The following is a 26,798-nucleotide window of genomic DNA, read 5'->3' as shown; positions in this document are numbered from 1 at the left end:
ATCTCCAACCGACCCCGGCTGGTCATCGGCGGCACGGGGAGCGGTGTCGGCAAAACGACGCTGACACTCGGGTTGATGGCTGCCTTCAAACGGCGCGGTCTAAAGGTACAAGGCTTCAAAGCAGGCCCTGACTACATTGACCCGACCTATCACACCGCCGTCACAGGGCGCCCTTCACGCAATCTCGATACGTGGATGGTCGAACCTGATGTGATGCGCGAAGTGTTCTGGCGGGGCAGTGCCGGGGCTGACCTTTCGATCATCGAAGGCGTGATGGGCTTTTATGACGGAAAAGATCCCAAGACGAACCGCGGCAGCACGGCGGAGATTTCGATGCTGCTTGAGGCGCCCGTCCTGTTGCTCGTCAACATCGCGAGCATGGCGCGGTCGGCCGCGGCGATCGTCAAAGGGTTTGCCACGCTGACCGAAGAGGTGCAGATCGCCGGAGTAGTGGCCAATCAAGCGGGCAGTGCTGGACACATCTCCTTAGCGAAAACGGCGATCGAGCAGGAGTGCGACATCCCAGTGATCGGCGGATTCGTTCGCCAAGCGGGAATCGAGATTCCCGAACGCCATCTCGGGCTGGTACCAGCCATCGAGCGCGGCGAACTGACTCCTTTGTTTGAGAAACTGGCCGATCTGGTCGAGTCTGCGCTCGATCTGGATGCCATCTTGCAGATCGCAAATGCGGCACCCGATGTAGAGCCAGCGTCCGCTGTGTTGTTTGGCCAAGCGTCTGCGCCTGTCACGAACATCGCGGTGGCAAGAGATGCGGCGTTCAACTTCTACTACCAGGAGAACTTAGAACTTTTAGAGCAGAACGGGGCCAAGCTGTTGTTCTTCTCGCCGCTCGCGGGCGAAAAAGTCCCTGAGCAGGCGGAAGGTCTGTATATCGGCGGCGGTTTTCCTGAAGAGTTTGCGGCGGAGTTGTCGGGGCATGAGGCGGTGCGTGCCGATTTGAAACAGCGCATCGCGGATGGCCTGCCGACGCTGGCGGAGTGTGGTGGGTACATGTACCTCTGCGACACGATCACCGACCGTGCGGGCGAGACGTATGCGATGAGCGGCGTGGTGCCTGGCGCTGTGGGGATGCAAAAAAAGCTGGCCGCGCTCGGCTACCGTGAAGTGACCGCGCTTACCGACAATTTCTTGTTTACCAAAAGCGACCAGGCGCGAGGGCATGAGTTCCACTACTCGACGCTTGTGGAAGCGGAGCCGTTTCCCGCCGCTTATCACATCAAAGGGCTGCGCGGGGAAAAAGCGGAAGGCTATGCGTCGCACAACCTTGTCGCAGGCTACACGCATCTTTATTTTCCGTCCAATCCGGCGATTGCCAAACGCTTCGTTGAAGGAGCGAAACGCTATGGCCAAACACGGCGGTAATCTGCAGGCGGCTGCAGAGCGGTATGGGGTGGCGCGCGAGAAGTTGTTGGACTTCAGCGCGAACATCAATCCGCTCGGGCCGCCGAAGTCCGTTTTGCAGGCGATCGTAAACGGGGGCGAGTCGGTAAGGCACTACCCGGACCCAGAGGCCACCGAATTGTATCGGGCACTGGCGCAAAAAACGGGGCTGTCCAGCTCGCAGTTGCTGGTGGGGAACGGAGCGGCCGAGTTGCTGTTTGCGATCTTCCACGCGTTGCGCCCACAGCGGGTCGGACTGCTGCAACCCTGTTTTTCCGAATATGCGGAAGCGGCCAAAGCGGAGTTGCTCACCGTCATGGCGCGGGCAGAAAAAGATTTTCTGCCTGAGCTGTCCGAGTTGTTGGATGTGTGTGCACAGGTCGATGTCTTTGTGATCGCCTCCCCGAACAATCCGAACGGCCGCCTCGTGCCGCTGGACTGGCTGGCGCAGATGGCTGACGTTTTGGCGATGCGCGGGGCTTATTTGGTGATCGACGAGGCGTTTCTTGACTTTCTGCCTGAGCAGAGCAGTCTCATGCGTGAACATGTGATTCTGCTGCGCTCCTTGACCAAATTTTACTCGATTCCAGGTCTTAGGCTGGGCTATCTCGTCGCAACACCTGCCCTGCGCGAACGCATCGCACAAGAACTGCCACCGTGGTCGGTCAACACGTTGGCCCAAGAGGCGGGCGTTGCCGGACTGCAAGATGAGGAATATGCGGAGCGCACGTTTGCCTGGCTGAATCGGGAGCGCCCCTTTCTCGAACAAGGCTTGCGGGAGCTTGGTTTTACCGTCTACAGCGGCACAGTCAACTTCATCCTGTTCCAGACGGAGCTGACCGATTTGACCGAACGCTTGGGCGAGCGGGGCATCCTGATCCGCGACTGTGCCGACTATCCGGGGCTTGGGGCAGGTTTCTACCGGGTGGCGGTGCGCACTAGAGCGGAAAACCTGCTGTTGTTACAAAAGGTCAAGGAGGTGATCGCATGTCATTCGTGCTCGTAACGGGCGGGGTTCGCTCTGGAAAAAGTGGTTTTGCTGAGCGACGGGCCGGACTTGAGCGACGCGTGCTCTACGTTGCAACCGGTCAAGCGTGGGACGACGAAATGCACCACCGCATCGCCCTGCACCAACAGCGCCGTCCTGCCAGCTGGGGTCTGCTCGAATCGGGCCCTGCACTGACCGAAGCGATCAGTTCCCAGCTTGCAGACTGGGATTGCATTCTCATCGATTGCCTCTCGACTTGGCTTTCGAACATCCTGATCAACATTCCGGAAACGGAACTTCGCGACGCTGGCACTCGTCACCTCGTCCTGGCCGAAGCGGAACGTCTGGCCGACCTGCTCAGCAGACCGGACCTCGAAGCGGTGCTCGTCACCACCGAAACGGGTCTTGGCGGCGTCGCGCTCACCAGACTAGGCCGCGTGTTCGCCGACCTGTTAGGCGAGGTCAACCAGCTTTTAGCTCGCCATGCGGATGAGGTTCATCTGGTCGTCGCCGGGAGGGCGTTGCAGCTATGAGCACACCTCTCGACGGGCATGAGCGTCGCGCCGACGGATCGCTTGCAGAGCAAGAGGGCGGGAAAGCCGAGCGGGAAGCGATGTCGCTCAAGCTGTACCTTCATGCCTTCTGGCACGCGATCGCGTTTTTGACGCGCATTCCAGTTCCCAAGCAGCTTGATCCTGCGGCATGGCGGCACAGCTCACCGTTGTATCCAGTGGTAGGAGTCGTGCTTGGAGGCGTGCTGGCCTGCGTCGCCCTGTTGTTGGAAGACCGATTGCCTCCGTTCGTGCTCGCCATGCTCCTCGTCACGCTGTGGGTCTATCTCACCGGGGGTTTGCACCTCGATGGGCTGATGGACACGGCAGACGGTTTTGGCAGCCATCGCCCGCGGGAACGGGTGTTGGAGATCATGAAAGACTCGCGCGTCGGCGGGATGGGCGTGCTGGCGGCGGTGCTGTTGCTCGGGAACAAAGCGATGGTCCTCGCGCATCTGCACGGTACTGAGCTATGGCTTGGACTGCTCATGGCCACCGTTTGGGGCCGCGCGGTGATGTTGGTCGCTTTGTACGCATTTCCGTATGCGCGGGCTGACGGCCTCGCGCAAACGTTGCGGACGCGCCCGGTCTGGTATCAACTGTGGCCGCTGGTGCTTGCGCTTCCCGCTCTGTTTTTGCTAAAAGGGGCACTGCTCATTTCTGTGCTCGCCTGCTGGATGCTGATCGCCACGGCGAAGCGCAAGATCGGCGGTTTGACAGGCGATGTCTACGGTGCCTTGTGCGAACTGGCAGAAGTGACCTTTCTGCTCGGGTGCTTGCTCGCATGACGACCCTGTTGCTCATTCGACATGGCGAAACGGACGCCAACGTGCAACGCCGCTACATCGGACACACCGATGTCCCGCTCAATGAAACGGGTCGCCAACAAGCCGTTCGACTTCGCCAGACGCTCGCCGAACATGACATCGCGACCATCTACCACAGTCCTTACCAACGCACCCGCGACACCGCCAAGCATCTGGGGATCAATTTGCAGGCTGACCCTCGCCTTTCCGAGTTGCATTTTGGCGCTTGGGAAGCGCAGACCTATGACGAGATCGCAGACCGCGCTCACCTCTTCGCGTGGTACGACGATCCTTGGCACCTCGCGCCGCCCGGTGGTGAGACGTTGCAACAACTCGACAGCCGCTTGACCGACTGGCTCCACGAGATGCTCATCGTCCACCCCAAGCAAACGATCGCCGCCGTCTCGCACGGTGGACCGTTGCGCTGGCTTTTAGCCAAATATGGGCACCGCGACACCGCAATGTTTCAGACCTTGCAACTTCCGCCAGGCGGACACGCCATCCTAATGCTCACGGAAGGAGATCTGCGATGAAAAGCATCATGATCCAAGGCACCACGTCCGATGCGGGCAAAAGTCTGCTCTGCACCGGCCTGTGCCGCATTTTCTACGAAGACGGCCACCGCGTCGCCCCGTTCAAATCGCAAAACATGGCGCTTAACTCCTACATCACCCAAGATGGCGGTGAGATCGGGCGCGCCCAAGGCGTGCAGGCGGAAGCGTGCAACATCGAAGCGACGGTCGATATGAACCCGATCCTGCTCAAACCGAAGGCCTACATGGTCTCCGAAGTGATCGTCCACGGGCGCCACCATGCGGACATGGAGGCGTTCTCCTACCGCAGTCAGTTTGTGCCGACCGTCATGCCGAAGATCGAGGAGTCGATCTCCCGCCTCGCGCAGGATTACAACATGCTCGTCGTCGAAGGCGCGGGAAGTCCGGCTGAGATCAACCTCAAAGACCGCGACATCGCCAACATGCGCATGGCCGACCTGCTCGACTGCCCAGTCTTACTCGCCGCCGATATTGAACGCGGCGGTGTGTTCGCCTCGATCGTCGGCACCCTTGAACTGCTCGACCCGCATGAGCGCGCGCGCGTTCAAGGTTTTATCATCAACAAATTTCGCGGCAACAAAGAACTGCTCGACAGTGGGCTGGAGTGGCTCGAACAGCGCACGGGAATCCCGGTGTTGGGCGTCATCCCGCATTTTGAGCATGACATCGATCCGGAGGATTCGCTTGCGCTCGACGCCCTCAAATTGAAGAAAAGGGACCGCACGGGCGCCGACCTCGACATTGCGGTGATCAAGCTACCGCGCATTTCCAACTTCACCGACATCTCGCCGTTGCAGGAAGAGCCTAGCACCAGCGTTCGCTACATCACGTCTCTGCGCGGCTTTGGTGACCCCGACCTGATCGTGTTGCCGGGCAGTAAGAACACGGTGGAGGACCTGATCTGGCTGCAAGAACAGGGGCTTGCCGAAGCGATTCGCAGCGCCCATGAACGAGGGAGCCATATCGCAGGCATCTGCGGCGGTTTTCAGATGCTGGGGGAGACGCTGTACGATCCGGAGCATGTCGAATCTATTCGCGGCACGCTCGACGGACTCGGTCTGTTGGCCACCTCGACCACGTTTCACGCAGAAAAACGCACTGTCCGCAATGCGGGCCAACTGCTCGGCTCCTTCCAAGGAGTCGAGGTCGAAGGCTACGAAATCCACCTTGGCCGCACCGAGCGTCATGCGGCTGAACCTTTCTTGCAATTTGACTCAGGCGAGCAGGATGGAGCGGTTTCGGCAGACGGCAAAGTTTTCGGCACCTACCTCCACGGTCTGTTCCAAAACCGCGCCTTCACCCGCGCCTACCTCAATGCGATTCGATCGGAAAAAGGACTGCCTCCGTGCGGCGACGAGGTGACAGGGGAAGCGGAGCGCCGCGAGGACAGCTATCAAAAATTGGCTGCCCATCTTCGCCAGCATTTGGACATGGAGCGGATCTACACCATCCTCAACAACTGGAACGGGGTGAAGCAAGCGTGAGCCCGTTTCATCGCCAAGTGGCCGGAGGTGCCTTGATCATCTCCGCAGACAGACCTTTTCAGACGGTGAGTTCGGCGCTGTTCGGCGGGGGCTGTCAGCAGAAATCATACATCGTCAACGCCCAGGTGCCGCACGGCTACAGTTCGGACGACCCTTGGCTCGACTTGGAACACCGCGTTCTTGACCTCGGCCTGACGATCGACGAGACGGCCGCGATGATGACAGCGGCAGACGTTGACGACGTGGTCGAAAGGGCTGCCAGCGGCGACCAGTTCCGCTTGCAGTCGTATGTCACCGCCGGAGTTGGCAACGCCGCCCGCGCAGGTGTGGCACGTAAAACCTATCCTGGCTACCGAGCTGGCACGATCAACATCATCGTCGCCATCGATGGTCGCTTGACCGAAGCCGCGCTGATCAATGCGGTCATCACCATCACCGAGGCGAAGGCGGCCGCCCTGCAAGACAGCGGAGTGACGATCCATGATGGCAGTGGTCGATTCGCGACGGGAACGACCACCGATGCGGTGATCGTCGCCGCCACACAGAACCCGCTATACGAAGGTATCCACCAGTATGCGGGACTGGCGACCGAACTTGGCAGTGCGATCGCCGACACGGTCTACCAATCGTTGCTGATCTCCTTGCGGGAGCGGCACGAACATGCCTAGCACCGTCGCTGATCGTTCGCTCCTGCCTTATCTGCTGATCACCGCTGCCTCGAAAGGAGGGACGTACCGATGAACCTTGCCCTCGCCTACTTGATCGATCTGCTCGTCGGCGATCCGCGTTGGTTGCCACATCCTGTGGTCTGGATGGGCAAAGCGATCACTCAACTTGACCGCCTGCTTTCCAAACGCCAGCGCAGCAAATGGCCGGAGCGTTTGATCGGCACGCTGTTCCCGCTGGTGATCGCAGGCGGCGTGTTTGCACTCAGTTATTGGTTGCTCCAACTGCTGTACGCGATCCACCCTTGGCTCAGCATCGCTCTGGAGATCTGGCTCATCTCGACCACCATCGCTGTCAAAGGGCTTGCCGACGCGGGAAGAGGTGTGTACCAAGCGTTGAAAAAAGGGGACTTGGCGCTCGCCCGTCAGCGCCTCTCTTGGATCGTGGGACGCGACACCGAACATCTAGACGAACGGGAAATCGCTCGCGGCGGCATCGAAACGGTCGCAGAAAACATCGTGGACGCCGTCACCGCACCGCTGTTTTACGCCTTGCTTGGGGGTGCGCCGCTCGCCTTGGCCTACCGTGCGGTCAACACGCTCGACTCGATGGTCGGCTATAAGAACGATAAGTACCTCCATCTGGGCTGGGCATCCGCTCGCCTTGATGATATCGCCAACTACATCCCGGCCCGCCTGACCGTGCCCTTTCTCGTCCTCGCCGCTGGTGGCCGCGGGAAACGCGCTTGGCAGATCGCCCGACGCGACGCAAGCAAGCATCCGAGCCCGAACAGCGGCTGGGCAGAAGCGGCCGTCGCAGGCGCGCTTGGCATCCGCCTCGGCGGAGAAAATCGCTACCACGGCGTGCCATCCTTTCGTGCCTATTTGGGCGACCCAACTCGGGAGATCACGCCCGATCACATTTTGCAAACGATCCGGATGCTGTACGTTTCGACCGCACTTTATCTCGCTTTTTTACTATCGATCAACTGGCTGCTTGCTTGAGAAGGGGGAACCAACATGAAAGTCTATCTGGTGGGAGCAGGTCCAGGTGACCCAAAACTGATCACCTTGCGAGGTGTCGAGTGCATTCGCGAAGCGGATGTGATCCTCTATGACCGCTTGGCCAATCCCAAGCTGCTCGAACACGCCAAAGCGGGAGCCGAGCTGATCTACGTCGGCAAACTCCCCGACCGCCATTCTTTGCCGCAGGAAGAGATCAATGCCCTGCTGGTGGCCCAAGCTTCAGCGGGCAAAGTGGTGACGCGACTCAAAGGCGGTGACCCGTTCGTCTTCGGGCGAGGTGGGGAAGAGGCGCTGTGCCTTCGCGAGCACGGTATCCCCTATGAGGTTGTGCCCGGCATCACAGCGGGCATCGCCGCGCCTGCCTACGCGGGCATTCCGGTCACACAGCGTCACATCGCGTCCTCCTTTGCGATCGTCACCGGGCACGAGTCTCCGAACAAACCGCAATCCAGCATTCGCTGGGATAAGATCGCCACCGGGATTGACACGCTGGCTTTCTATCTCGGGGTGAAAAATCTCCCGCTGATCTGCGAGCAATTGATCGCCCACGGACGCGACCCGCAGACGCCCGTCGCACTCATCCATTGGGGCACGATGCCAGAGCAGGTGACCGTTCAAGGCACCTTGGAGACGATCACCGAGATCGCGCGTGAGCAAAAGGTGCAAAACCCGTCGATCATCCTCGTCGGCGATGTTGTCAACTTGCGGCACGATCTGCACTGGTTCGATCCTGCCAACCTAAAAACGGCCAGTCACTCCATCGAGTGACTGGCCGTTTCTCTATTATCCGATCGCTAGGGCGACCGCTTCTTCACGCTTTACCTGACGCCCTTTGCCAAACGGAACTAACATCGGGGTGCCAAAGACCGGGTCGGCGATGATCTGACAGTCCATGTGGAACACGTCTTTGACCAGATCGGTCGTGATGATCTCTTCAGGCTTGCCCTGTGCGTACACTTTTTGATTGGACAAGGCGACGATATGATCGGCATAGCGACAAGCAAGATTGAGATCGTGCAGCACCATGACGATGGTGCGCTGTTCGGTGCGGTTCAAATCGAACAAAATGTCGAGCACCTCGATCTGATGGGTCAGGTCGAGATAGGTCGTCGGTTCATCGAGCAAGATCGTGCTCGTGCCTTGCGCGAGCGTCATCGCGATCCAGGCCCGTTGCCGTTGCCCGCCGGAGAGCGAATCGACCGCTTTTTCTGCAAAGGGAGCCATTCCCGTGGCGAGGAGCGCATCGCGCACCATTTTTTCATCCGCTTCTGACCACTGCTGAAGCCAGTTTTGGTAGGGATATCGACCTTGCTTCACCAATTGCAGGACGGTCAACCCTTCCGGTGCGACCGGACCCTGCGGCAGGATGGCAAGGCGCTTGGCGACTTCTTTCGTCGGCAGTTTGGCCACCGCTTCACCGTCGAGCAAAACGGCGCCCGAAACGGGCTTCAGCAGGCGGGCTAACGAGCGAAGCAGTGTCGATTTGCCACAGCCGTTACTGCCGATGAAGACGGTGACTTTTCCTTTAGGGATCGACAGATTCAAGCTGTCAATAATCGTGGCCTCGCCATAGGACAAGGATAGGTTTTTGGTTTCTAACGCCTCCATGTGAATCTCTCCCATCTATCGATTGCGATGTTTATACAGCAGGAAGATAAAGAACGGAGCGCCGATCGCTGCCGTAAAAATTCCGGCTGGAACGTCGAGCGGAGCGAACGCCATCCGACCGATCAGATCGGCGAGAACGACGAGCAGACCGCCGCACAGAGCGGCTGCGGGGATCAAGGCGCCAAGCGCCGAGCCGACCAGTTTGCGGGCGATGTGCGGGGCGAGCAATCCGACAAAACCGATCGCGCCGCCCACTGCGACCGCCGATCCGGCCAGCGCCACACAGAACATCAAGAGCAGGAAGCGGTGGCGGTGTACCGGGTTGCCAATGCCTGTCGCCACCTCATCGCCCAACTGCTGGGCGTTGATGCTGCGCGCAAAGATGATCGATAGCGGGACAAACACGAGGGTCCACGGTAGCAGTGTCCACACGTTTTGCCAAGAAGAGCCATACACCGTACCGGAGAGCCAGATCATCGAACGGGCGGTCAACTGAATCGGAGCGGTCACGATCAGAAGCGTCGTCAGCGCACTCATCGCGGCCCCGATGCCCACCCCGACCAACACGAGGCGCAGTGGCGTGACGCCGTTCTTCCACGCCAGGACATAGATCAGAAGCGTCACGATCGCCGCCCCGACAATTGCTGCAAACGGCACATAATGGATGCTGACACCTTCAACCATCGTGAAGAAAGCGACCGCGGCGACCGAAGCGCCGCCAGTGATGCCGATAATATCGGGAGAGGCGAGCGGATTGCGGATCAAGCTTTGCATGATCGCTCCGGAGACGCCAAGTCCGATCCCGACGAGCAGTGCGACGAGAATGCGCGGCAGGCGCAGGTTCAAGACGACCAGTTGGTCGCCTGGTGAGCCGCCACCAAAAAGGACGCTCAGCACATCGAGCGGTGCGATAAACATCGTGCCAAGCCCGGTGGAAACCACCACGGCTACAAACAGAAGCAAGGCGAGCACAAGGGTGAGCAGCAGCGCTTTTCTGTCGATCAGAAAGGAGATCGGCAGTTTGCTGGTGCGAAATGTCATGTATTTCTTCATTGCCTGCTAAGCCCCTTTCGTGCCACATACACAAAGATCGGTGCGCCGATCAGCGCTGTCATCACACCCAGTGGCAGTTCGTCGGGCATCGTGATCCATCGGGCAGCAATGTCTGCCCCAAGTAGCAGGACCGCTCCGAGTCCCGCGCTGTACAACAGCACCCAGCGCAGATCGATCCCGACCAAAAAGCGGGCGATGTGCGGGATGACGAGCCCGACAAAACCGATCGGACCGGCGACGGCGACCGATGAACCGGCGAGCAGGATGATCAGCAATCCGGTCGTCACTTTCAAAAGCGCCGTGCGCTGGCCGAGACCTTTGGCCACATCATCCCCCATCATCAGGACGTTGAGCTGACCCGAGATCAACAGCGTGCCGACCCAGCCGACAGCCAAGTAGGGAAGCACCGATACCAAAAATTCCAGTTTGCGGCCTGCGACCGATCCGGCCAGCCAGAACAGCACTTCTTCAAGCGTCCGTTCATTGACGACGAGCATCCCGTGCATCATCGAAGAAAACAGGGCGGTCATCGCCGCGCCTGCCAACGTCAGCTTGAGCGGAGTCAAGCCGTCTTTACCTAACGCTCCGAGCACATAGACGACCACACCGCTCACCGCCGCGCCCAAAAAGGCGATCCATGCAAACTGGGACAGCGAGTTGACCGAGAAAAAAGAGATCGACAGCACGATAAAGAACGAAGCACCCGCATTGATCCCGAAAATACCTGGATCGGCCAGCGGATTGCGGGTCAGCGTTTGCATCAACACCCCGACCATACCGAGCGAGGCCCCGACAGCGGCGGCGATCAGCGCGCGCGGCACGCGTACCTCTTTGATGACGAGTTGCTCATTGGTACCGCTAAAATTTGTATAAGCTTCGACGGCCGTCTGCCAGGTGGTGTCCATCACACCAAAGACGATCGAAATAAACAACAGGCAGATCACCGATGCGACCAACGCCAACAATCCAGCGATCTTACCAAAAGAGTTAGGTAATAGTACAAACATAATAAGTCCTTCTTCCTGATGGTTTTGATTGACGTTGCTCATGTTGTAGCGAGGATACCTACTTAGTGTAGAAAATGGGGAACATCCTGTCAATGAATTTGAGACTCATTATCAATTATCAAAATCCCCTATTGACAAGGTACGCTGCGAAGAGTTAGGATATGGCTGTAAATGAGAATCATTTTCAACGAGGGGGAAACACAATGTTTTCGAATATGAACCGGCTGAAGAAGTCCGGCTTCACCATGTTTACGGTACTCTTATCTTCTATGCTGATCCTGTCCGGCTGCGGAACGAAATCGGAAGAGCAACCGGGAGCAGAGCCTGCAAAACAAGAAGTAAAATACACGGTCAAACATTCGATGGGCGAAACGCCGATTGAAGGTACACCGAAGCGCGTTGTCGTTCTGACCAACGAAGGCACCGAAGCGTTGCTTTCGATGGGCGTCAAACCGGTTGGTGCGGTCAAATCCTGGACGGGTGATCCGTGGTATGCGCACATCAAATCGGAGATGGAAGGCGTCCAAGTGGTTGGCGACGAGAGCCAGCCGAACCTTGAAGCGATCGCAGCGCTGAAGCCTGACCTGATCCTGGGCAACAAGATGCGCCAAGAGAAAGTATACGAGCAGTTGAAAGCGATCGCGCCGACCGTCTTCTCAGAAGACCTGCGTGGCAACTGGAAGATCAACTACAAGCTGTATGCAGAAGCGTTGAACAAGAAAGACGAAGGCGACAAGCAACTGGCTGCCTGGGATAAGCGCATCGCTGAGTTCAAAGAAAAAGCGGGCGATAAACTGAAGACCGAAGTTTCGATGGTTCGCTTCATGGCAGGCAAAACTCGTCTCTACCTGAACAACACCTTCTCCGGCATCATCTTTAAAGAGCTCGGCCTAGCACGTCCGGCGGCACAGAACAAAGAAGATTTCGTCGCGGAGATCGGCAAAGAGCGCATGCCGGAAATGGAAGGCGACATCATGTTCTACTTCACCTACGATACGGGCAATGGCGAAGGCACCAAGACCGAACAAGAGTGGATGAACGACAACCTGTTCAAAAACCTGAACGTTGTAAAAGCGGGCAAAGCGCACCGTGTTGACGATGCGATCTGGAACACCGCTGGTGGTATCAAAGCGGCCAACCTGCTGCTGGATGACCTCTCGACCTACATCTTGAAATAGTTGCAATCGAAAGAGCCCTTGCTGCTGGCAAGGGCTCTTTTTTGCGTTTTAGGCTAACGAGACGTATACTTCGTATCTGAACGAAGGCGAAAAGTTGTACGATGTGGCTCACCCGAACAGCGGCTACAGGCTGCCGTCTCCGACAGCCTGTTTCGCTTCGTCATAGCGGCAAATCCTTTTGTTTGAACACACGTATGCCAAGCACATAAAGAACAATTCCGATAACAGCAAGTGCGGCAAACTGAACCGCATAATTGCCTCCGTTTAAAATCGCATGCGTGTCGAACAGCGTGTTCATGGATACATATTTTAACCCTTCTAAACTGCTATCGACGTCTCCCATCAAATGAAGGAGAAAAAAAGCCATCGGTATTCCCGCCCCCCATGCCAAAGAGTTTTTGGAGAGATTGAATACGCAGGAGAAAAAGAATGAAATGCCGCTTGTTGCAAACATCAAGAGAAACAAACCTAAATTGAGCATAAGATAATCCTTCTCGTTTATGTCGACGTCGCCTTGGAATATTTGGATGGAAGAAAGACCAACCAAGGTAATGATCAAGAACATAATAATGAGCGATGCGATCAAGTAGGTCGCTTGAGTACGAACAACGGTACTTCTTTTCGTCGGGGTAGAGAGTAAATATGCCATAGAACCTCTATCCACCTGCGATGCAATCAAACTGTTGGCGGTCATAATGATGAATACGATAGGCAGGAGTACACCATGAATGCCATAGAAGGTACTGGCAAGCATGCCGAGGAAAGTGGCCTCTCCGAGCAGGTTGGCAAGCGGGGTGTCCTTAACCATACCTGACATGTCTATTATGGTGCTTTGATCGAATACTGCAATTAGCGCGATATGCAACAACGTCATGATGACGGTAAAAATGAGCCATAACTTAAAATTCGCCTTGAATGTTTGTTTGAAAATCGGTTTGCTAAACATTGGGTGCACCCTCCTTATAATAACCCCTTGAAATAGTCAGCAAGCGTTAACTTCATTTCCGCAATAAATTTGATTGGACACTGCTTCAGTGCCCGAAATAATAAATTGATATCGCGGTCGTTAATCCGAACAAGCACTTGATTGCGACTCTCTCGTTTCTCCGCGATATCAAACGTCTTAGACAAAAAGCGCAGATAATCCTCGCGGGAAAGGAACTCGATTTTATACACCTTGTTCTCGTTGTGCTTTACCTCGGCGGTCGATTTGACCGCAACCACCTTTCCTCCCTTGATTAACGCGACCTTGTCACAAGTATCCTCAACTTCCTCAAACATGTGACTCGACATGAAAATCGTCTTGCCCTTCTTTTTTTCTTCCTTCAATATATCTACGAATTCAGCTCTCATGAGGGGGTCTAATCCTGTAGTAGGCTCATCGAGAATCAAAATATCGGGATCGGCCATCAAAGCTGCGACAATCGCCGTTTTCTGTTTCATCCCCTTGGACATTCTTTTCAAATTGGCTGTAGGATCAAGCTGTAACTTTTTAATAATGCTCTCCGCATAGGACATATCCTTTACTCCCAATAACTCCGCTTGCCTTCTTAAGAACTCGGTTCCGGTCGGTGCATCGGGAAATGTAATTTCTCCTGGAATATAACCGAGCAACTTCTTAATTTCGGCAGAATCTGTCCAACAATCCATTCCATTGATCGTCGCGGTACCGCTTATCGGTTTCAAAAAGCCCATCATATGGCGAATCGTCGTGGTTTTACCGGCTCCATTCGTTCCTACGAATCCAAAAACCTCGCCTTTCTCGATCGTTAGGTTGAGGTTAAAGACACCTTGCCCGCGACCGAAATCTTTCGTTAAATTTTTAATTTCGATAAGCGGCATAAGGTTCGACACCTCCCGTTTCGTTTGAGGTACGGTCATAAAACTTCATGAAATAATCCTCCAACGTAAACTTGATTTCCGAAAAGAACTTCACGTCATAATCGGAAATAAATGAGATAAAACGATTGATATCCGTATCGTAGATACGCAAGATTGTTTGATGTTTGTGAGGGGTTAGAGACAGAGCTTCAAATTTTTCACAATCCTTTACTGCGTGCTCAAATCGATTGAATTCCTCTTCGGTTTTAAATTCGATCTCATAAGTTTTGATTTCACTATGGCGCAAATCATCCGCCATGAATGAAGAGATTAATCGGCCATCCTTGATGATGGAGATCTTGTCACAGGTCGCATCGATCTCAGAAAAAATATGACTCGAAATTAAAATGGTTTTACCTTTCTCTTTTTCCTCCTTAATGAACTCGATAAAGAGGTTTTGCATGATCGGATCTAATCCACTTGTAGGTTCATCTAGCACAAGCACGGCGGGGTCATGCATGAACGCCGTGACAATGGCGAGCTTCCGCTTCATGCCAAGCGACATCCGTTTCAAGCTTCCGGATGGATCTAACTCAAACTTCTTAATCAGGGTTTTCGTGTGCGTCATATCAGTGATGCCCCGTAATTCGGCCATCATTTTGATAAATTGATGGCCGGTCAGAGACTCGGGCAACGCGATTTCCCCTGGTAAATAACCGAGGTCCTTTTGGATATCGCTCGCACGCTCCCAGCTATTAAGCCCATTCACTAAGGTGCGTCCTTGCTGCGGACGTGAAAAGCCCATGATATGACGGATGGTGGTCGTTTTACCTGCTCCGTTCGGGCCTAAGAATCCATAAACTTCCCCTTTTTCAATGCTAAAGGAAACGTCGAAAATCCCTCGATGATGACCATAATCCTTCGTTAAATGCTCAATCTCAATGACCGGCATATGATAGTCCCCTTTCCTATCCTTTATTGAGAAAGAGACCACAGTGCACCTGCGGTCTCTAATTATTAAGCAGTCTTCTTTTGAGTCGTTGGCTTCAAGATCGACAGACAGGAGACAACGATACTTCCGATACCGATCCAGACCAATGTGGAGGTCGGCTGATTCCAACTAAACTCTTTGCCAAAGAAAAACATCTCGCGCAGTCCATCGATCAGAAAACGCATCGGTAGCCAAGAGTACACCCAATCCCGATAGAAAGTGGGCATAAATTCTGGTGCAAGGGCCAGCAAAGGTGCGCCAAAGAACAGTAACAGCACCAGAATCGGCATCCCGGCAATTCCTATCCAAGTGAGAATGGCCGAAATCATCAAGATAAAACTAAAGTAAGCAAGCGTCAAGAATAGTGCGGTGGATGTAAAATCAGGAAGATCGTATCCGAGTATTCCATCGGCAATCCAGGCCAGGCCAAAGCCGACCACGATCGCGGCGATCGCTCCGGTGACAATTTGCTTTGCAATCGCAGTCAGCCTGTTCTTTGGAGTGGATGGTCCTGCTTTTCTCAGTCCGAACCACATGAGGAGCGCACCTGCTATACTTCCCATCCAAAGCGGCTGAAACAGTGCGGTGGGCGCACTGGCCAATGTGCCCGTTTGATTGACATAATGAACGTTTTTGGTGATCGGAGCGCCAAAGATCGCGGCTTGTTCGATTGTCAGCGACGGCCCCTTTTGCTTCGCAGCTTCTAATAACTTAGTACGGGTCTCTTTGTTGATGTTATCAACAATTCCGTTGAGCATTTGTGTGACCGTATTGGCAGCCATCGCATTCATCCCTTGATTCACGTAAATGTTAATCTCAGGTGATGAAGGAGTCGGCGTTTGCAGAGATGCTTGTTTGACCGTATAGTCGCTTGGAATCATCAGTACGCCATAATACTCTTGTTCAAGCATTCCTTTTTGAGCCGTCTCCAAGTTCGATACGGTGATCCACTGGACAGTCGGTGCCTTGTCGTCCGTCTTCTCGTTCGTAGCTTGGGTGATCATCTTCACGATCATGTCACCTGCATTCATCTGGCCGTTATTCGGCGTGTTCATTCCCGCGTCTTCATTGACGATGGCGATCGGGACGTTTTTGGGAGTTTGTTTCGCCGCAGGTATTTGGACCAGAGAAAAAATAAAAACAACGATCAACGCCAGAATCGGTGCCAACATCCACTTTCGATTCTTTACACCATCCATTTGATACCCTCCTCATTTTGGAAAACTGTAGAAGTTTCCTTACTGCTTCTTTACTCCATTCAGGAAAATGTCAACCATTTGCTTGAGTTCCGCTTCCTCGTCCGCATCCTCATATTCTGCTGGCAAGACATTTCGAGTCAGTATGTAGCCGCCGACCATGCTGGCAAACGTGCGGAAGAGCAGTTTGGGATCGATATCGCGGAAGGTGCCGTTGTCGATCTCAGCTTGAAAATAGCGGCTCATCGTTTCGATCACCTTGGGTGCGACCTGTTCTCGCAAGGGGTCGATCAACTCAGGATGAAAAGCGGCTTCAGCCGCAACCGTTTTGATCAAAGGAAGATTTTTTTGAATCAGTTGGACACGATCCAGCGTCACATCGTGCAAGACCTCTTCAATGCTCCGCTCTTTTCGCGTGCTCAATATCCGCTCCAAGCTACTCAAGATCAACGGTCGGAAAAAGCGAGTCACGAGCGGGATGAGCAAGCCGACAAGCAAATCCTTTTTGGTTTTGAAGTAGTTAAAGATCGTTCCTTCCGAAACACCTGCCTCCTTTGCCACCTCGCTCGTGCGGCTGGCACCAAACCCTTTTTCAGAAAAAACCCGCACAGCAGCTTCGAGGATTTTCCAATGTTTTTCGGTCAGTTCAGAATCGGGAAGGAGGTCAAATTCAGTTTCGATGTTGTCACGTTGATTTTGATCGTTGGTGGTATCTGCCATGGTCAACCTCCGATGTAATTGAGCACTCACTCAATGAGTGAGTCATTACTCAGATCATATCTCGCGTTGGAGCTTGAAGTCAAGGGGAGTGTTTTTTCGGAAATGAGAATGGGGAGCATCGAGGTACTCGACAGTTTCTCATAAGGGGACAACAAGGAGGAGGGGAGGGGTCAAGCGAGTGATGGAGGCCATCTGTTTGTGGCAAAACGACGAAGGAAAATCCAACTCGCTATTCTTTCTATGCTCGGTATCCGTTATACTGAAAGTGGAAATTCTTTATCATGCAGGATACGGTTTTCGAGGATGCCCCCACCTGTTGGTGCAAAAAGTCGATCCTCGAAAAAAAGCAGTTTCCAGCAGGGACGCAACGTCTCGTGAAGCCGCGCCACGACTGCGTTTTCTTATCCCGGCCGAGGTCGGTAACAATGGCAGACCCGTTAGATAGGGGACTGAAAGGGCAGTGGGTAGCCCTTGCCCAAGTGCTGAACCCAGAAGTAACAATGGCAGACCCGTTATATAGGGGACTGAAAGATGTAATCGTTATCGGCATTTTGTATGTATCATCATGTAACAATGGCAGACCCGTCATATAGGGGACTGAAAATCTCCGGCGTTGATCGCAATGACCGCATGATCTTGGCCGTAACAATGGCAGACCCGATATATAGGGGACTGAAAGTGCCTGATCCTGTTGTTTAGTTGTTGTTGAAGCTGGTTGTAACAATGGCAGACCCGTTCGATAGCGATAATCAGCCAACTCAAGCATAAGCTCTGTGTAGATGTTTCTATTAAGTTATTGAGCGATAAAAGTCATTGGGGGAGTAGTCTTTTGACACTCCTCTTTTTTGTGTTTCTAAGTGGTCAGATTAGATTGACGGTCGCGTTCAAGGGTGATAAGAATCGGACATCGTGATTAGAAGAAACCCACATGAAAATGACAACTTGTATCTCTATCTCCGATTTCTTAATCCAAGTTTCCTTCCTATCACAAACTAACGACAGGGAGTATTGAATGCTGGGTCGATCTCGAATCGATGTCAAACGAAATTTCAGTTTCATGGGAAAAATCAAAAGGCTACACCTGCTCCGATTATGATTGCTACATCTGTTTGGGGAAACTTGTGCTTTCAGAAATTACATCTCTTGAGGTCTGATACTTAGCAAATCTATATTCAAAGCGGGCAGTAACAAAAAATAACTGAAGAGACTCTACACATCTACAATTCCTCAAGAGTTAGAATTGTTGTGTACAAATGAATAACTATTATATATAATTACCGAATGTATAACTGTGAGGAACTTTTTATATATACACTGGATTATTTGTAATAGGAGGGCATTTTTATGTCTACGGTTGAATATACGGCAAGTTCGACGCTTGCCAAAATCAAGTTAGGGAGACGTATTTCAGAATTGATGACCGAGAAAGGCGATGCGTATAGCATTCGTGCATTTGCGGAGAAAATTGGGATGAATCGCGAGACATTCCGTCAAATGCTTCTTGGCACGAGACGTATTGCTCCTTCGGAATTAGAACTTATTTCGAAAGGGCTAAACGTGTCCCCTGAACGCTTGAAACAGGAGGATACCTTTCAAAAAGAGCAAGAATTGGTAAAAGTTCTGACTGGCAAAAAAAGAACAAAAGTGATGTTGATTCGAGCGAATGCCCTTGCAATGGAGTTGGTCGAAGTTGCTAAAGGCATGACGGAGAGAGGAAATAGCCTGAATCTTTTAGGCCGGGTCCTTTTTGTTCAAGAAAGATTCGAGGAAGCACACCAAACATGGTTGACTGCTTACGAGTATGCAAAAAGCGTTGAAACAGAATTTGATGATAAACAACTGCTGTATCTTGTTACCTCGAACTTGATGTTAACTAGCTCCATTCGTAAAGAATATAGTCAGATCGAAGAGATGCTAAAACTCGTTGAAGAAGTGTTTTCTGATGACCCAAATAAACTTGGGCGGGCGTATTACACTCGAATGAAAATGTACGAGGATCGCGGCGAGTTGGTACAGGCAAAAAAACTTGCGTATCGTTCACTGGAACTTTTTGAGCAGACAAATGACAAAAAACAAATTGGACACGCCTTAATTAATGTCGCGCATTATGAATACATTGCGGGTGATTACAAAACGTCTGCCAGATTGTTAGTTTCAGCAATCAATACAGTGCAGGAGTTTGAAGGTATACTGATCCTTGCAGTAAAAGAATATGTTAAGTCGTTACTGCAACTTCGTGATTACGACATGGCGATGCAAGTTCTAAATGAATACGAGTCACTTGCACAGGAGTATCCAGAATATTGGGGACGTTTACAGGTGATGCAAACTGTCGTCAGAGATGATCCGTCTTATGCAGAGTCGGTAATTAATAATCCGAACATTAGCCAAACGCTCCGTTATCTCGCTTGTAAATCACTGATGGAATATTATTTTTTGAAAGATGACGGAGAAAGTGCGATAAGATACTATGAAAAGAGTCGTATGCTTTCTGGTACCAAAAGTGAGTTTCTAAATGAGGAGGGATTTTAGTGAGAAAATGGGTACTATCGGGATTGATGTTTGCAGCCATTCTTAGCTTGCTTACAGGCAGTTTGTCTGTAAGCAACCAAGCGCAAACCTCTCCACCTGAACCTGGAATCGCCGCATATCGGTAAACAATCGACCCCTCGTTAATTTTAGCGAGGGCGTTTTTATGTCATTTTCCGAATTGACATATGGCGTTTTACGCAATGGCAAGGCACTTAATTTAAAATATATTATTTGCAATCCATCCCAATTATCCTAATCTTAGATACTTAATTCTGGAAAGGATGATGGGAATGATGTCACTCGGTCAAAGAGTTCGTGAACTTCGCCTGAAAAAAGGTACTACTCAAATTGAGCTTGCTTCTGGCATATGCACACCATCTTTAATTTCGCAAATTGAAAGTGACCGGGCGCGTCCCTCGTATAAAACGCTGGTTGCGATTGCGAATCGCCTCGAAGTTCCACTTGAGCAACTCTTAAAAGAGGTGAATCTGGATCTCGAATACTCCAGCAAATACAAATTGGCGATGAGCATGGTCCGAGCGAAGGAATTTCAAACAGCCATGCCGTTGTTGCATGATCTATTAGAACACACACAGCATCGGATTCCACAAGAGAACTTGCAGATAGAATTTGCACGATGCCACATTGCGTTGGGGAATCTTCTTGAAGCGGAAAAAGTGTTGAATCAGCTCTATCAAATTTGCAACACGGGACGGAACAACCATTTGCTCGCTGAAGTGATGTTAGCTCTTGGGCAGGTCGCTTTGTTGAAAAATGAATATCCGATCTCACTCTTTCATACGAGCCGAGCTTGGGATGAAGTACAAAGAGTTGAAGATCTTGACGCAGATTTTCAAGCAAAGATTCTGATGCAGTTCGCGACCCTTCATGAGCGGATGGGGAAGGGTTCGGAGGCGGTCGAGTATTACGAGCAGGCATTGTTACTCAATCGGTGCAATGGTGAAGAACGAGGGAAGACATACATCCGTTTGGCAGAGCTCTATGATCGGCAAAAGAAGTATGAACAAGCAGAAGAATATGCGATGAAGGCAAAAGTGCTGTTGGAGGAACAAGCGAACAGGCAACAGTGCCACGCGATGCAACATCGCTTGGTCATGCTGCAACGTGCGTCGAGCGATTGGAAGATGTCCGTTCAAAAACTGTTATCCATAGCGGATCAGTATGAGCGAGATGGGGACAAATCTAAAGCTGGAGACATCATGGCAGACATAGCGATGATCTGCTTGGAACATAATGAACTAGACGAAGCCTGGGCATACGCAGAAAAAGCTCGAATGGCGCTTTCAGACACTGATCCGATAATAGGGAAAGTCCACCGTGTTCTCTCCTTTGTCTATTTTCATCACAATGACGAGTTGAAGGGAGAAAAACACCTGACCAACGCGATCAAGATTTTTGAGCAGCACGGCAAGATGGCGGAGCTTGACGAAGTGAATCGGCAAATGTGCCAGTACTTGGACAGGAAGGGAGAGCATCAAAAAGCATATGAACGGATGGTTCGATTTCAGCAGAACCTGATCGAGCAACTCGACCAGCGTGGGATTGTGTTGTGAAAGTAAAGCTGATGACTCCTTATGAGAGACTGAATTGGGAGTGCTATTCTCGAACGAAGGTGAGGATCGGGAGGTTAGCAGGTTGCCTGTTCATCCATAAGAAGGATCAGGATCGTTGGTACTTTCGCGGTCATCGAGTGCAAGCACAAAATTTTTATCAGGCCATGTCCAAATTTGAAGAGAGAATTTTCGGCGTAGCGGGCTTAGCTGACGGTGTTTTATGGGAAAGAGCAGGCGCGATGGTCGGCGTCAATGGCAGTTGGGGGTATCTGTACAAGCGCAAGGCGCGACAAGGAAATTGGATGTGGTGCGGGCACGAGTTCGAAGCGGGGACGGAAACAGATGCGAAGTTGCATCTTGAAGGTTTGGACGGTTAGGAATCATCGACGGCGACCTTTGTTGGTCGTCTTTTTGTTGAGTACATACTGATCTGGCGTAACGAAAAAATTTTTCGATAGTTGTAGCGCAATTTTTAAAATCCCGCTTTACTGATCGGTTTCGAAGGCCGTACGAAAGTCTCGTGATGCGGTTACAAGATAAACTTAGCTATTTTATCCAGGGAAAGAATACCTTATACTATAGGAGGAAACAATAAAAGCAACAAGGTATCTTTTCGAGGATACCCCCTATTTTGAAGCAAAAAGTCGATCCTCGAAAAAAGCAAGATGCAGTCCGAATCAAAGAGCGCCAGAAGCCTTGCTATGCCTCGTTTTATCGTTGGCCGATTCGGTCGGTAACAATGGCAGACCCGATATATGGGGGACTGAAAGTTCCTCGGTGTCGATCTTGTAAACGCGGTGTCCCATAGTAACAATGGCAGACCCGTTGTATAGGGGACTGAAAGATATTGTTCTTGTGTAGCGGCGAGTTGGTGTCCGTTATCGTAACAATGGCAGACCCGTTGTATAGGGGACTGAAAGATAAAGTAACGAAACTCCATTGTCTCCCGCATGAAGGTAACAATGGCAGACCCGTTAGATTGGGGACTGAAAGGTGAAGAGCAACCACGCTTCGCGGCAGGTGTAATACTGTAACAATGGAAGACCTGATATATAGGGGACTGAAAGTGGATCTCGTAGTACAGTTCTTTTGATGTCGACTCAATGTAACAATGGCAGACCCGTAAGATAGGGGACTGAAAGTGAAAAGCGGACAGCCTTTTCAGCGCTTTGAGGCCGAGTAACAATGGCAGACCCGTTGTATAGGGGACTGAAAGTAAAAGAATTCAACGAAGTCGGTAAAAATCTCCGCAGGTAACAATGGCAGACCCGTTATGTAGGGGACTGAAAGTCTCGATCGGTATGCTGAATCCTTTTCACTGTGTTTGTAACAATGACAGACCCGATATATAGGGGACTGAAAGTTCTGTTGGAACATGTGGAAAAAAACCTGACAAACGACGTAACAATGGCAGACCCGATGCAAAGCGCATTTAAAGCAGACCATAGCTAAGCAACTCCCCCGCCCTTCATCTCCACACGCATCGCAAAAAGACCTTTCGACCACTGCCGCAAAGGTCTTTTTGCATTTCCGTATTGCTCTGCCCATGAGAACCCTGATTTTACACGTCGCTGTTCCCTATTCCAAATACAGATGATCCGGGTGCGGATGGCTCAGGAAGTCATGATGTGAGATCGACCATCCGTATGCGCCCGCATAGAGGAACAGGATCACATCGCCGATGCGCAAGTGGGGCACGGTGATGTCGCTGGCCAGCACGTCTTTGGGCGTGCAGAGTTGCCCGACGACGGTGAGCGGGATGTTGTTGACTTCTTTGCGCTCGAACGCGTAGTCCCAACGCTCCGAGGGCAGCACCACAAACGGATGGCTATGTTGCCACGAGACGGGCAGGCGGAAATGTTGGGTGCCGCCGCGCACGATCGCATACGTTTTGCCGTGGTTTTCTTTGATGTCCAGCACTTCGACAGCATAGTAGCCGCAAGACGCAGTGTTATAGCGCCCGCATTCGAAGAGCACGGTCAGCCCCTCAGGCAGTTCTGCTTCCAACATCGGCCCCAATTCGCTGACAAAAAGCTCCCAGTCGAACTGGTCGTTCAGATCGGCATAGTTGACGCCAATCCCACCGCCGGCATTGAGCGTGGAGAGGGTGAGTTCAAATTCGGCCGCCCACCCTTTGATGAGCTGGATGTAGTATTGTACCAATTTGACGTGCTCCGCCGCGTGCAAGTTGTTGGAGAGCGAGTGGAGATGGAAACCTTCGAGCTTTACGTGCGGCAAAGTTTTCGCCAGTTGGATCGCCTCGGCAATCTGCCCTTCGTCGATGCCGAACTGGGTCGGTCGCCCGCCCATCGCAAGTGTGGCGGTCGGCAGGGGGCCGCGCAGGTTGACGCGCAACAAGATCGGCATGACCGTGTTGCGCTTGCCGCACAGTTCGTTCAAGCGGCGCAGTTCATGTAGGCTTTCCACATGGATCAGCGACACGTGATGCTCAAGCGCTCCGATCAGTTCTTCGTCCGATTTGCCAGGGCCGCCAAAAATGATCGGAATGTCTGGCGAAACGGAGCGGACTTTGCGCACCTCACCGATCGATGCCACCTCGAAGCCATCGACGATCGGTGCCAGCGCCGCTAAGATCGGCAGCTCGGAGTTGGCTTTGATCGCATAGAAATAACGCGTGTTGGCAGGCATCGATTGTACGCGGGCCTGCACATGCGTGCACAGGTGCTCCATGTCGTACAGAAAGGCACAGAACGGTTTGTCGCTTTCCTGTTTGGCAGTATTGATATACTCAACGATCTTCTTCATGCGGTCGCTCCCTCCTTGGCTTGGTGAACGGATCTGTACAGAGGGTTGGGAAGATCCACATAGAGCGGCGTTTCGGCACGCCCTTGGAAGCGCGAGATCAGGTTGGCCTTCGCAGGGAGAAACGCGGTGTGGAACAGATCTTCCAAGCAACGCGTGGCACGTTCCGAAGTAAAGCCTTTGTGGGCGGTAATCGCTTCTGCCACGACTTGCCACAGTTCGCGTTCGGAGACATCGGTGTCATGCGCCAACGTGTGGAGCAGATGGCCGATGTGATTGACGAAAATGTAGTATTTGAAGCGGTGCCACGCCTGCTCGTCATCGAAAAGCGCTGCGCTGTCTGCTCGGAGAACGCTCCCACCCAGATCGCGCGAAACGGAGACGCCTTCTAAATCGCGGACATAAAAATGGGAGGGCCAACCTCGGTCGAATGCGATCATCGAGTTTTGCACATGCGCTTCGGCGCTGTACCCGTGGCGGAAAAATAGGTCGAGCAACGGCAGGAGGGAGATGCCGATATAGCGATGCAGCCATGCTTTTACAAAAGCGGCATCGAGCCGCTCAAGGCTCGTTTGTGCGGCCTGCTCGATAAAGCGGTACAACGCTGTCACGTCTTCGCCAGGCGGCGTTTCCAAAAGCGAGGCGACGACGACGGGCGTCTGTTCCTCCTCCTGCCCAATCCGAACCGGATTTTGCCGGAAGATGACAGCAAAGCTTTCGATCAGCCGATGTTTTGCCGCTTCGGACAGACCTGGTGGGACGAGCGTTCGATACCCCGCTTCAGCGAGCACGGTAAAACCTCCATAGGGCATCGGACGCAAACGTTCGGTGTAGGTCGCCGCATCGAGCGTACGCTGCAGTTGATCGAGCGGATTGACGCGGATGAAGTTGGTGATGCGGACATTGATCGGGAGTTTGATGTACACACCAAGACCTGGCGACCAGACGGTGCGTACCGATGAGGTCGGGTGCACCGCCACGCCGAGCGGTCCGAGGTAGACCAACTGCCCGCATTGGATCAGTTCCTGTACTTCCGGCCAGCCCAGCAGATGTTTGGCCTGCCATGGATGGCAAGGCAACAATTTGTAATGCTGACGGTCGGACGAGAGGCGATGCTTCGCTTCTTCCAACAGGTCGGCTGGGAACGGGTCGATGTCGGTCCCTTCCACCCATGCTTCCTGCACGATCTCCGGCGCTGCCGCAAAGTAACTGAGCACAAAGGAAGCATTCAGTTCCGGTGCATAGAGCGGCAAATCTTCCGCTGAGAATCCTTCCGAGCTTTTGGGGGTCGGATGGAACGGATGTCCGAACACCAACCCGCTTTCGGAGCGCTTGGTTCGTTCGCCACCTGTCAGCTCCCACAGCTTGGCGCCGTGCTTTAGGTGGTGCTGGACGAACAAAGTCGTTTTTTCAATCGAGTTTTGCACCTGCTCGGACAAGGCTTCCGTGCGGTGCTTGCGTGACAACGGGTCTGGATCGCGCTGTCCGACTTCGAGCAGAATGGCATTGGCCACTTGCAAAGCGTCGGCCGGTTGCAGGGAGCGCTCTGCCGTTTCGATCCAAAAATGCTGGCCGTAGCGGTGATGCCCGAACAAGGAGGAGTAGCGGAGCGAACCATACAGGCGCGTCTTGGTGGCGGGAAGTTCAAGGCAGAAGAGGTGTCCGTCCGCTTGCAGGGTTTCCAGTGTTACAGCTGGCAACGCCTTACAGCGGGGGTCGACTGGCAAAAGGACGGTTGGCGCTTGGCCCGTTTCTCGCAAAAACGTATTGAACAGGCGTTCAGCAGCAGCCGATTGTGCTGCAGAACTGGCCTGATGCAGATGCTGATCGGTCATCGCGTTCACCTCTAGTACAGGTTCAGGCGTGTGCCTGCATTTTCAGACACGGCCCGTTGGTACACTTCATGAGCGGAAGCGATGTCTTCAATCGCGAGGCCCATCGGGTTGAGCAGAATGATCTCGTCTTCATTTTCCCGACCCGGCTTGCTTCCGGTCAAAATTTCCCCTAGTTCTGCGTGGAGCTTTTCGCGGGAGAAGGTGCCTTCGAGCACGAGCTGGTTGATCACCTTCTTCTCGCGGTTGCACTGATCCCAGTCGTCCACGACCACTTTGTCCGCTTTGAGGAAGACTTCTTTTTCCACGTCCATGATCGAGATGTTGGAGACAAACGCGCCCTTTTTCAACCAAGCAAACGGGATGTACGGCTTGTCGGTGACGGTGCAGGTGACGACGAGGTCGCCTTGGCGCACCGCGCTTTCCGCATCGGTCGCCACGATCACCTCAAGACCTTCGCGCTGCTCTTTCAAGGTGTCGGCGAGGCGGTGGGCTGCCGCTTCGTTGAGGTCGAAAAGGTGAATGGTCGTGATCGACGGGAACTGTTCGAGCAGGGAACGGAGTTGCATGCTAGCGATGATGCCCGAACCCATGCAAGCGACGGTGGTGAAGCCTTCACGCGCCAAATAGCGAGCGGCCAGCACCGTGACCGCGGCGGTGCGCATGCCGGAGATCAGACTGCCTTCCATGACGGCGATCGGGTAGTTGGTCTCAGGATCGTTGAGCACGATCAGCGCAGAGGCGCGTTCCATGCCGCGCTTTTGCGGATTGTCCGCTTTCGAGCCGATCCATTTGATACCCGACACCGGCGCTTCACCGCCGACATAGGCAGGCATCGCGATGATGCGGTCGGCGATGTGGCCGTTTTTCTCATCGACACGCAGGTAGGGCTTGAGCGGTTGGACGATATCTTTTTTGCTGTGCAGTTCAAGGGCGTTCGACAGCGCTTTGACGTACAGGTCGGAAGTGCCACCGCCGACGGAGATGATGTCAGCTTTGCTCAGGTAGAGAATGGAAGGGTTGTTCATTGTATGGTTCTCCTCTCAGG

The 26,798-nt window shown here is 53.1% G+C and carries 24 protein-coding genes; 13 read left to right on the top strand and 11 right to left on the bottom strand.

What is annotated here, in order from left to right; translation table 11 throughout:
• The 9 genes from CIG75_RS16905 (at position 1) to cobA (ending at position 8,243) form a co-directional block, all read left to right on the top strand.
• Positions 1-1,383, top strand: a complete 1,383-nt coding sequence (locus CIG75_RS16905) for a cobyrinic acid a,c-diamide synthase CobB (protein ID WP_094238478.1) — start codon at positions 1-3, stop codon at positions 1,381-1,383.
• Entirely contained in the window at positions 1,364-2,407 is a 1,044-nt protein-coding gene (gene cobD / locus CIG75_RS16900; RefSeq protein ID WP_157729614.1) for a threonine-phosphate decarboxylase CobD, read from the top strand. The genes CIG75_RS16905 and cobD overlap by 20 nt, the downstream gene beginning before the upstream one ends.
• Positions 2,389-2,922, top strand: coding sequence for a bifunctional adenosylcobinamide kinase/adenosylcobinamide-phosphate guanylyltransferase (cobU, locus tag CIG75_RS16895; protein WP_094237703.1), 534 nt, complete (start codon positions 2,389-2,391; stop codon positions 2,920-2,922). Before cobD ends, cobU begins: the two co-directional genes overlap by 19 nt.
• Positions 2,919-3,728 carry an adenosylcobinamide-GDP ribazoletransferase gene (cobS, locus tag CIG75_RS16890; RefSeq protein ID WP_227874268.1) on the top strand — a complete coding sequence of 270 codons (810 nt, stop codon included), beginning with the start codon at positions 2,919-2,921 and terminating at the stop codon, positions 3,726-3,728. Before cobU ends, cobS begins: the two co-directional genes overlap by 4 nt.
• Positions 3,725-4,279 carry a histidine phosphatase family protein gene (locus CIG75_RS16885; RefSeq protein WP_094237702.1) on the top strand — a complete coding sequence of 185 codons (555 nt, stop codon included), beginning with the start codon at positions 3,725-3,727 and terminating at the stop codon, positions 4,277-4,279. The genes cobS and CIG75_RS16885 overlap by 4 nt, the downstream gene beginning before the upstream one ends.
• Complete coding sequence (locus CIG75_RS16880) at positions 4,276-5,784, top strand: cobyric acid synthase (protein ID WP_094237701.1); 1,509 nt, start codon at positions 4,276-4,278, stop codon at positions 5,782-5,784. The genes CIG75_RS16885 and CIG75_RS16880 overlap by 4 nt, the downstream gene beginning before the upstream one ends.
• Positions 5,781-6,452, top strand: a complete 672-nt coding sequence (locus CIG75_RS16875; RefSeq protein WP_157729613.1) for an adenosylcobinamide amidohydrolase — start codon at positions 5,781-5,783, stop codon at positions 6,450-6,452. The genes CIG75_RS16880 and CIG75_RS16875 overlap by 4 nt, the downstream gene beginning before the upstream one ends.
• 69 nt (positions 6,453-6,521) lie before the next feature.
• Positions 6,522-7,454, top strand: a complete 933-nt coding sequence (gene cbiB / locus CIG75_RS16870) for an adenosylcobinamide-phosphate synthase CbiB (protein ID WP_094237699.1) — start codon at positions 6,522-6,524, stop codon at positions 7,452-7,454.
• Positions 7,455-7,469: 15 nt separating this feature from the next.
• A complete protein-coding gene (cobA, locus tag CIG75_RS16865; protein ID WP_094237698.1) occupies positions 7,470-8,243 on the top strand; it encodes a uroporphyrinogen-III C-methyltransferase in 774 nt (257 codons plus the stop codon).
• A 15-nt stretch (positions 8,244-8,258) separates the two neighbouring features.
• Here cobA and CIG75_RS16860 read toward each other — a convergent pair whose 3' ends face one another.
• The 3 genes from CIG75_RS16860 to CIG75_RS16850 are packed head-to-tail and all read right to left on the bottom strand — an operon-like array spanning position 8,259 to position 11,143.
• Positions 8,259-9,083 carry an ABC transporter ATP-binding protein gene (locus CIG75_RS16860; protein ID WP_094237697.1) on the bottom strand — a complete coding sequence of 275 codons (825 nt, stop codon included), beginning with the start codon at positions 9,081-9,083 and terminating at the stop codon, positions 8,259-8,261.
• Positions 9,084-9,098: 15 nt separating this feature from the next.
• Positions 9,099-10,136: a FecCD family ABC transporter permease gene (locus CIG75_RS16855; protein WP_094237696.1), complete on the bottom strand. Its 1,038-nt coding sequence runs from the start codon at positions 10,134-10,136 to the stop codon at positions 9,099-9,101.
• Positions 10,133-11,143: a FecCD family ABC transporter permease gene (locus CIG75_RS16850; protein WP_094237695.1), complete on the bottom strand. Its 1,011-nt coding sequence runs from the start codon at positions 11,141-11,143 to the stop codon at positions 10,133-10,135. The genes CIG75_RS16855 and CIG75_RS16850 overlap by 4 nt, the downstream gene beginning before the upstream one ends.
• 203 nt (positions 11,144-11,346) lie before the next feature.
• Here CIG75_RS16850 and CIG75_RS16845 point away from each other — a divergent pair, with 203 nt between their 5' ends.
• Positions 11,347-12,321 (top strand): ABC transporter substrate-binding protein, encoded by a 975-nt coding sequence (locus CIG75_RS16845; protein ID WP_227874267.1) that lies wholly within the window; start codon positions 11,347-11,349, stop codon positions 12,319-12,321.
• Between the two features lie 160 nt (positions 12,322-12,481).
• Here the strand turns inward: CIG75_RS16845 and CIG75_RS16840 are convergent, their stop codons facing one another.
• The 5 genes from CIG75_RS16840 to CIG75_RS16820 form a co-directional block, all read right to left on the bottom strand.
• Positions 12,482-13,267, bottom strand: a complete 786-nt coding sequence (locus tag CIG75_RS16840; RefSeq protein ID WP_094237694.1) for an ABC transporter permease subunit — start codon at positions 13,265-13,267, stop codon at positions 12,482-12,484.
• A gap of 14 nt (positions 13,268-13,281) precedes the next feature.
• Entirely contained in the window at positions 13,282-14,163 is an 882-nt protein-coding gene (locus CIG75_RS16835) for an ABC transporter ATP-binding protein (protein ID WP_094237693.1), read from the bottom strand.
• Positions 14,144-15,094 (bottom strand): ABC transporter ATP-binding protein, encoded by a 951-nt coding sequence (locus CIG75_RS16830; RefSeq protein ID WP_094237692.1) that lies wholly within the window; start codon positions 15,092-15,094, stop codon positions 14,144-14,146. Before CIG75_RS16830 ends, CIG75_RS16835 begins: the two co-directional genes overlap by 20 nt.
• Positions 15,095-15,159: 65 nt before the next feature.
• Entirely contained in the window at positions 15,160-16,305 is a 1,146-nt protein-coding gene (locus CIG75_RS16825) for a YhgE/Pip domain-containing protein (RefSeq protein WP_157729612.1), read from the bottom strand.
• A gap of 66 nt (positions 16,306-16,371) precedes the next feature.
• Complete coding sequence (locus tag CIG75_RS16820; protein WP_094237690.1) at positions 16,372-17,049, bottom strand: TetR/AcrR family transcriptional regulator; 678 nt, start codon at positions 17,047-17,049, stop codon at positions 16,372-16,374.
• 1,344 nt (positions 17,050-18,393) lie between these two features.
• Between CIG75_RS16820 and CIG75_RS16815 the strand changes: the two genes are divergently transcribed.
• The 3 genes from CIG75_RS16815 (at position 18,394) to CIG75_RS16805 (ending at position 21,532) form a co-directional block, all read left to right on the top strand.
• Entirely contained in the window at positions 18,394-19,581 is a 1,188-nt protein-coding gene (locus CIG75_RS16815) for a helix-turn-helix domain-containing protein (RefSeq protein ID WP_094237689.1), read from the top strand.
• 290 nt (positions 19,582-19,871) lie between these two features.
• Positions 19,872-21,155 carry a helix-turn-helix domain-containing protein gene (locus CIG75_RS16810; RefSeq protein ID WP_172844474.1) on the top strand — a complete coding sequence of 428 codons (1,284 nt, stop codon included), beginning with the start codon at positions 19,872-19,874 and terminating at the stop codon, positions 21,153-21,155.
• The gene (locus CIG75_RS16805; protein WP_094237687.1) at positions 21,152-21,532 is read left to right on the top strand and encodes a hypothetical protein; all 381 of its coding nucleotides are present in this window, start codon (positions 21,152-21,154) and stop codon (positions 21,530-21,532) included. Before CIG75_RS16810 ends, CIG75_RS16805 begins: the two co-directional genes overlap by 4 nt.
• A gap of 1,201 nt (positions 21,533-22,733) precedes the next feature.
• Here the strand turns inward: CIG75_RS16805 and CIG75_RS16800 are convergent.
• The 3 genes from CIG75_RS16800 to sbnB are packed head-to-tail and all read right to left on the bottom strand — an operon-like array spanning position 22,734 to position 26,778.
• Positions 22,734-23,921, bottom strand: a complete 1,188-nt coding sequence (locus CIG75_RS16800) for a type III PLP-dependent enzyme (RefSeq protein ID WP_094237686.1) — start codon at positions 23,919-23,921, stop codon at positions 22,734-22,736.
• Positions 23,918-25,753, bottom strand: a complete 1,836-nt coding sequence (locus CIG75_RS16795) for an IucA/IucC family protein (protein WP_094237685.1) — start codon at positions 25,751-25,753, stop codon at positions 23,918-23,920. The genes CIG75_RS16800 and CIG75_RS16795 overlap by 4 nt, the downstream gene beginning before the upstream one ends.
• Before the next feature lie 11 nt (positions 25,754-25,764).
• A complete protein-coding gene (gene sbnB, locus CIG75_RS16790) occupies positions 25,765-26,778 on the bottom strand; it encodes a 2,3-diaminopropionate biosynthesis protein SbnB (protein ID WP_094237684.1) in 1,014 nt (337 codons plus the stop codon).
• Between the last annotated feature and the right edge of the window lie 20 nt (positions 26,779-26,798).

The sequence above is a fragment of the Tumebacillus algifaecis genome (assembly GCF_002243515.1).
Classification (GTDB): Bacteria; Bacillota; Bacilli; order Tumebacillales; family Tumebacillaceae; genus Tumebacillus_A; species Tumebacillus_A algifaecis.
This window is presented reverse-complemented; position numbering and strand designations above follow the sequence as displayed.

Coding starts and splice junctions, on each gene's coding strand:
- CIG75_RS16860 (WP_094237697.1), bottom strand. CDS start 9,083: ATGGAGGCGTTAGAAACCAAAAACCTATCCTTGTCCTATGGCGAGGCC.
- cbiB (WP_094237699.1), top strand. CDS start 6,522: ATGAACCTTGCCCTCGCCTACTTGATCGATCTGCTCGTCGGCGATCCG.
- CIG75_RS16835 (WP_094237693.1), bottom strand. CDS start 14,163: ATGCCGCTTATCGAAATTAAAAATTTAACGAAAGATTTCGGTCGCGGG.
- CIG75_RS16815 (WP_094237689.1), top strand. CDS start 18,394: ATGTCTACGGTTGAATATACGGCAAGTTCGACGCTTGCCAAAATCAAG.
- sbnB (WP_094237684.1), bottom strand. CDS start 26,778: ATGAACAACCCTTCCATTCTCTACCTGAGCAAAGCTGACATCATCTCC.
- CIG75_RS16800 (WP_094237686.1), bottom strand. CDS start 23,921: ATGAAGAAGATCGTTGAGTATATCAATACTGCCAAACAGGAAAGCGAC.
- CIG75_RS16795 (WP_094237685.1), bottom strand. CDS start 25,753: ATGACCGATCAGCATCTGCATCAGGCCAGTTCTGCAGCACAATCGGCT.
- cobD (WP_157729614.1), top strand. CDS start 1,364: ATGGCCAAACACGGCGGTAATCTGCAGGCGGCTGCAGAGCGGTATGGG.
- CIG75_RS16820 (WP_094237690.1), bottom strand. CDS start 17,049: ATGGCAGATACCACCAACGATCAAAATCAACGTGACAACATCGAAACT.
- CIG75_RS16850 (WP_094237695.1), bottom strand. CDS start 11,143: ATGTTTGTACTATTACCTAACTCTTTTGGTAAGATCGCTGGATTGTTG.
- CIG75_RS16855 (WP_094237696.1), bottom strand. CDS start 10,136: ATGAAGAAATACATGACATTTCGCACCAGCAAACTGCCGATCTCCTTT.
- cobA (WP_094237698.1), top strand. CDS start 7,470: ATGAAAGTCTATCTGGTGGGAGCAGGTCCAGGTGACCCAAAACTGATC.
- cobS (WP_227874268.1), top strand. CDS start 2,919: ATGAGCACACCTCTCGACGGGCATGAGCGTCGCGCCGACGGATCGCTT.
- CIG75_RS16885 (WP_094237702.1), top strand. CDS start 3,725: ATGACGACCCTGTTGCTCATTCGACATGGCGAAACGGACGCCAACGTG.
- CIG75_RS16840 (WP_094237694.1), bottom strand. CDS start 13,267: ATGTTTAGCAAACCGATTTTCAAACAAACATTCAAGGCGAATTTTAAG.
- CIG75_RS16810 (WP_172844474.1), top strand. CDS start 19,872: ATGATGTCACTCGGTCAAAGAGTTCGTGAACTTCGCCTGAAAAAAGGT.
- CIG75_RS16830 (WP_094237692.1), bottom strand. CDS start 15,094: ATGCCGGTCATTGAGATTGAGCATTTAACGAAGGATTATGGTCATCAT.
- CIG75_RS16880 (WP_094237701.1), top strand. CDS start 4,276: ATGAAAAGCATCATGATCCAAGGCACCACGTCCGATGCGGGCAAAAGT.
- CIG75_RS16825 (WP_157729612.1), bottom strand. CDS start 16,305: ATGTTGGCACCGATTCTGGCGTTGATCGTTGTTTTTATTTTTTCTCTG.
- CIG75_RS16845 (WP_227874267.1), top strand. CDS start 11,347: ATGTTTTCGAATATGAACCGGCTGAAGAAGTCCGGCTTCACCATGTTT.
- cobU (WP_094237703.1), top strand. CDS start 2,389: ATGTCATTCGTGCTCGTAACGGGCGGGGTTCGCTCTGGAAAAAGTGGT.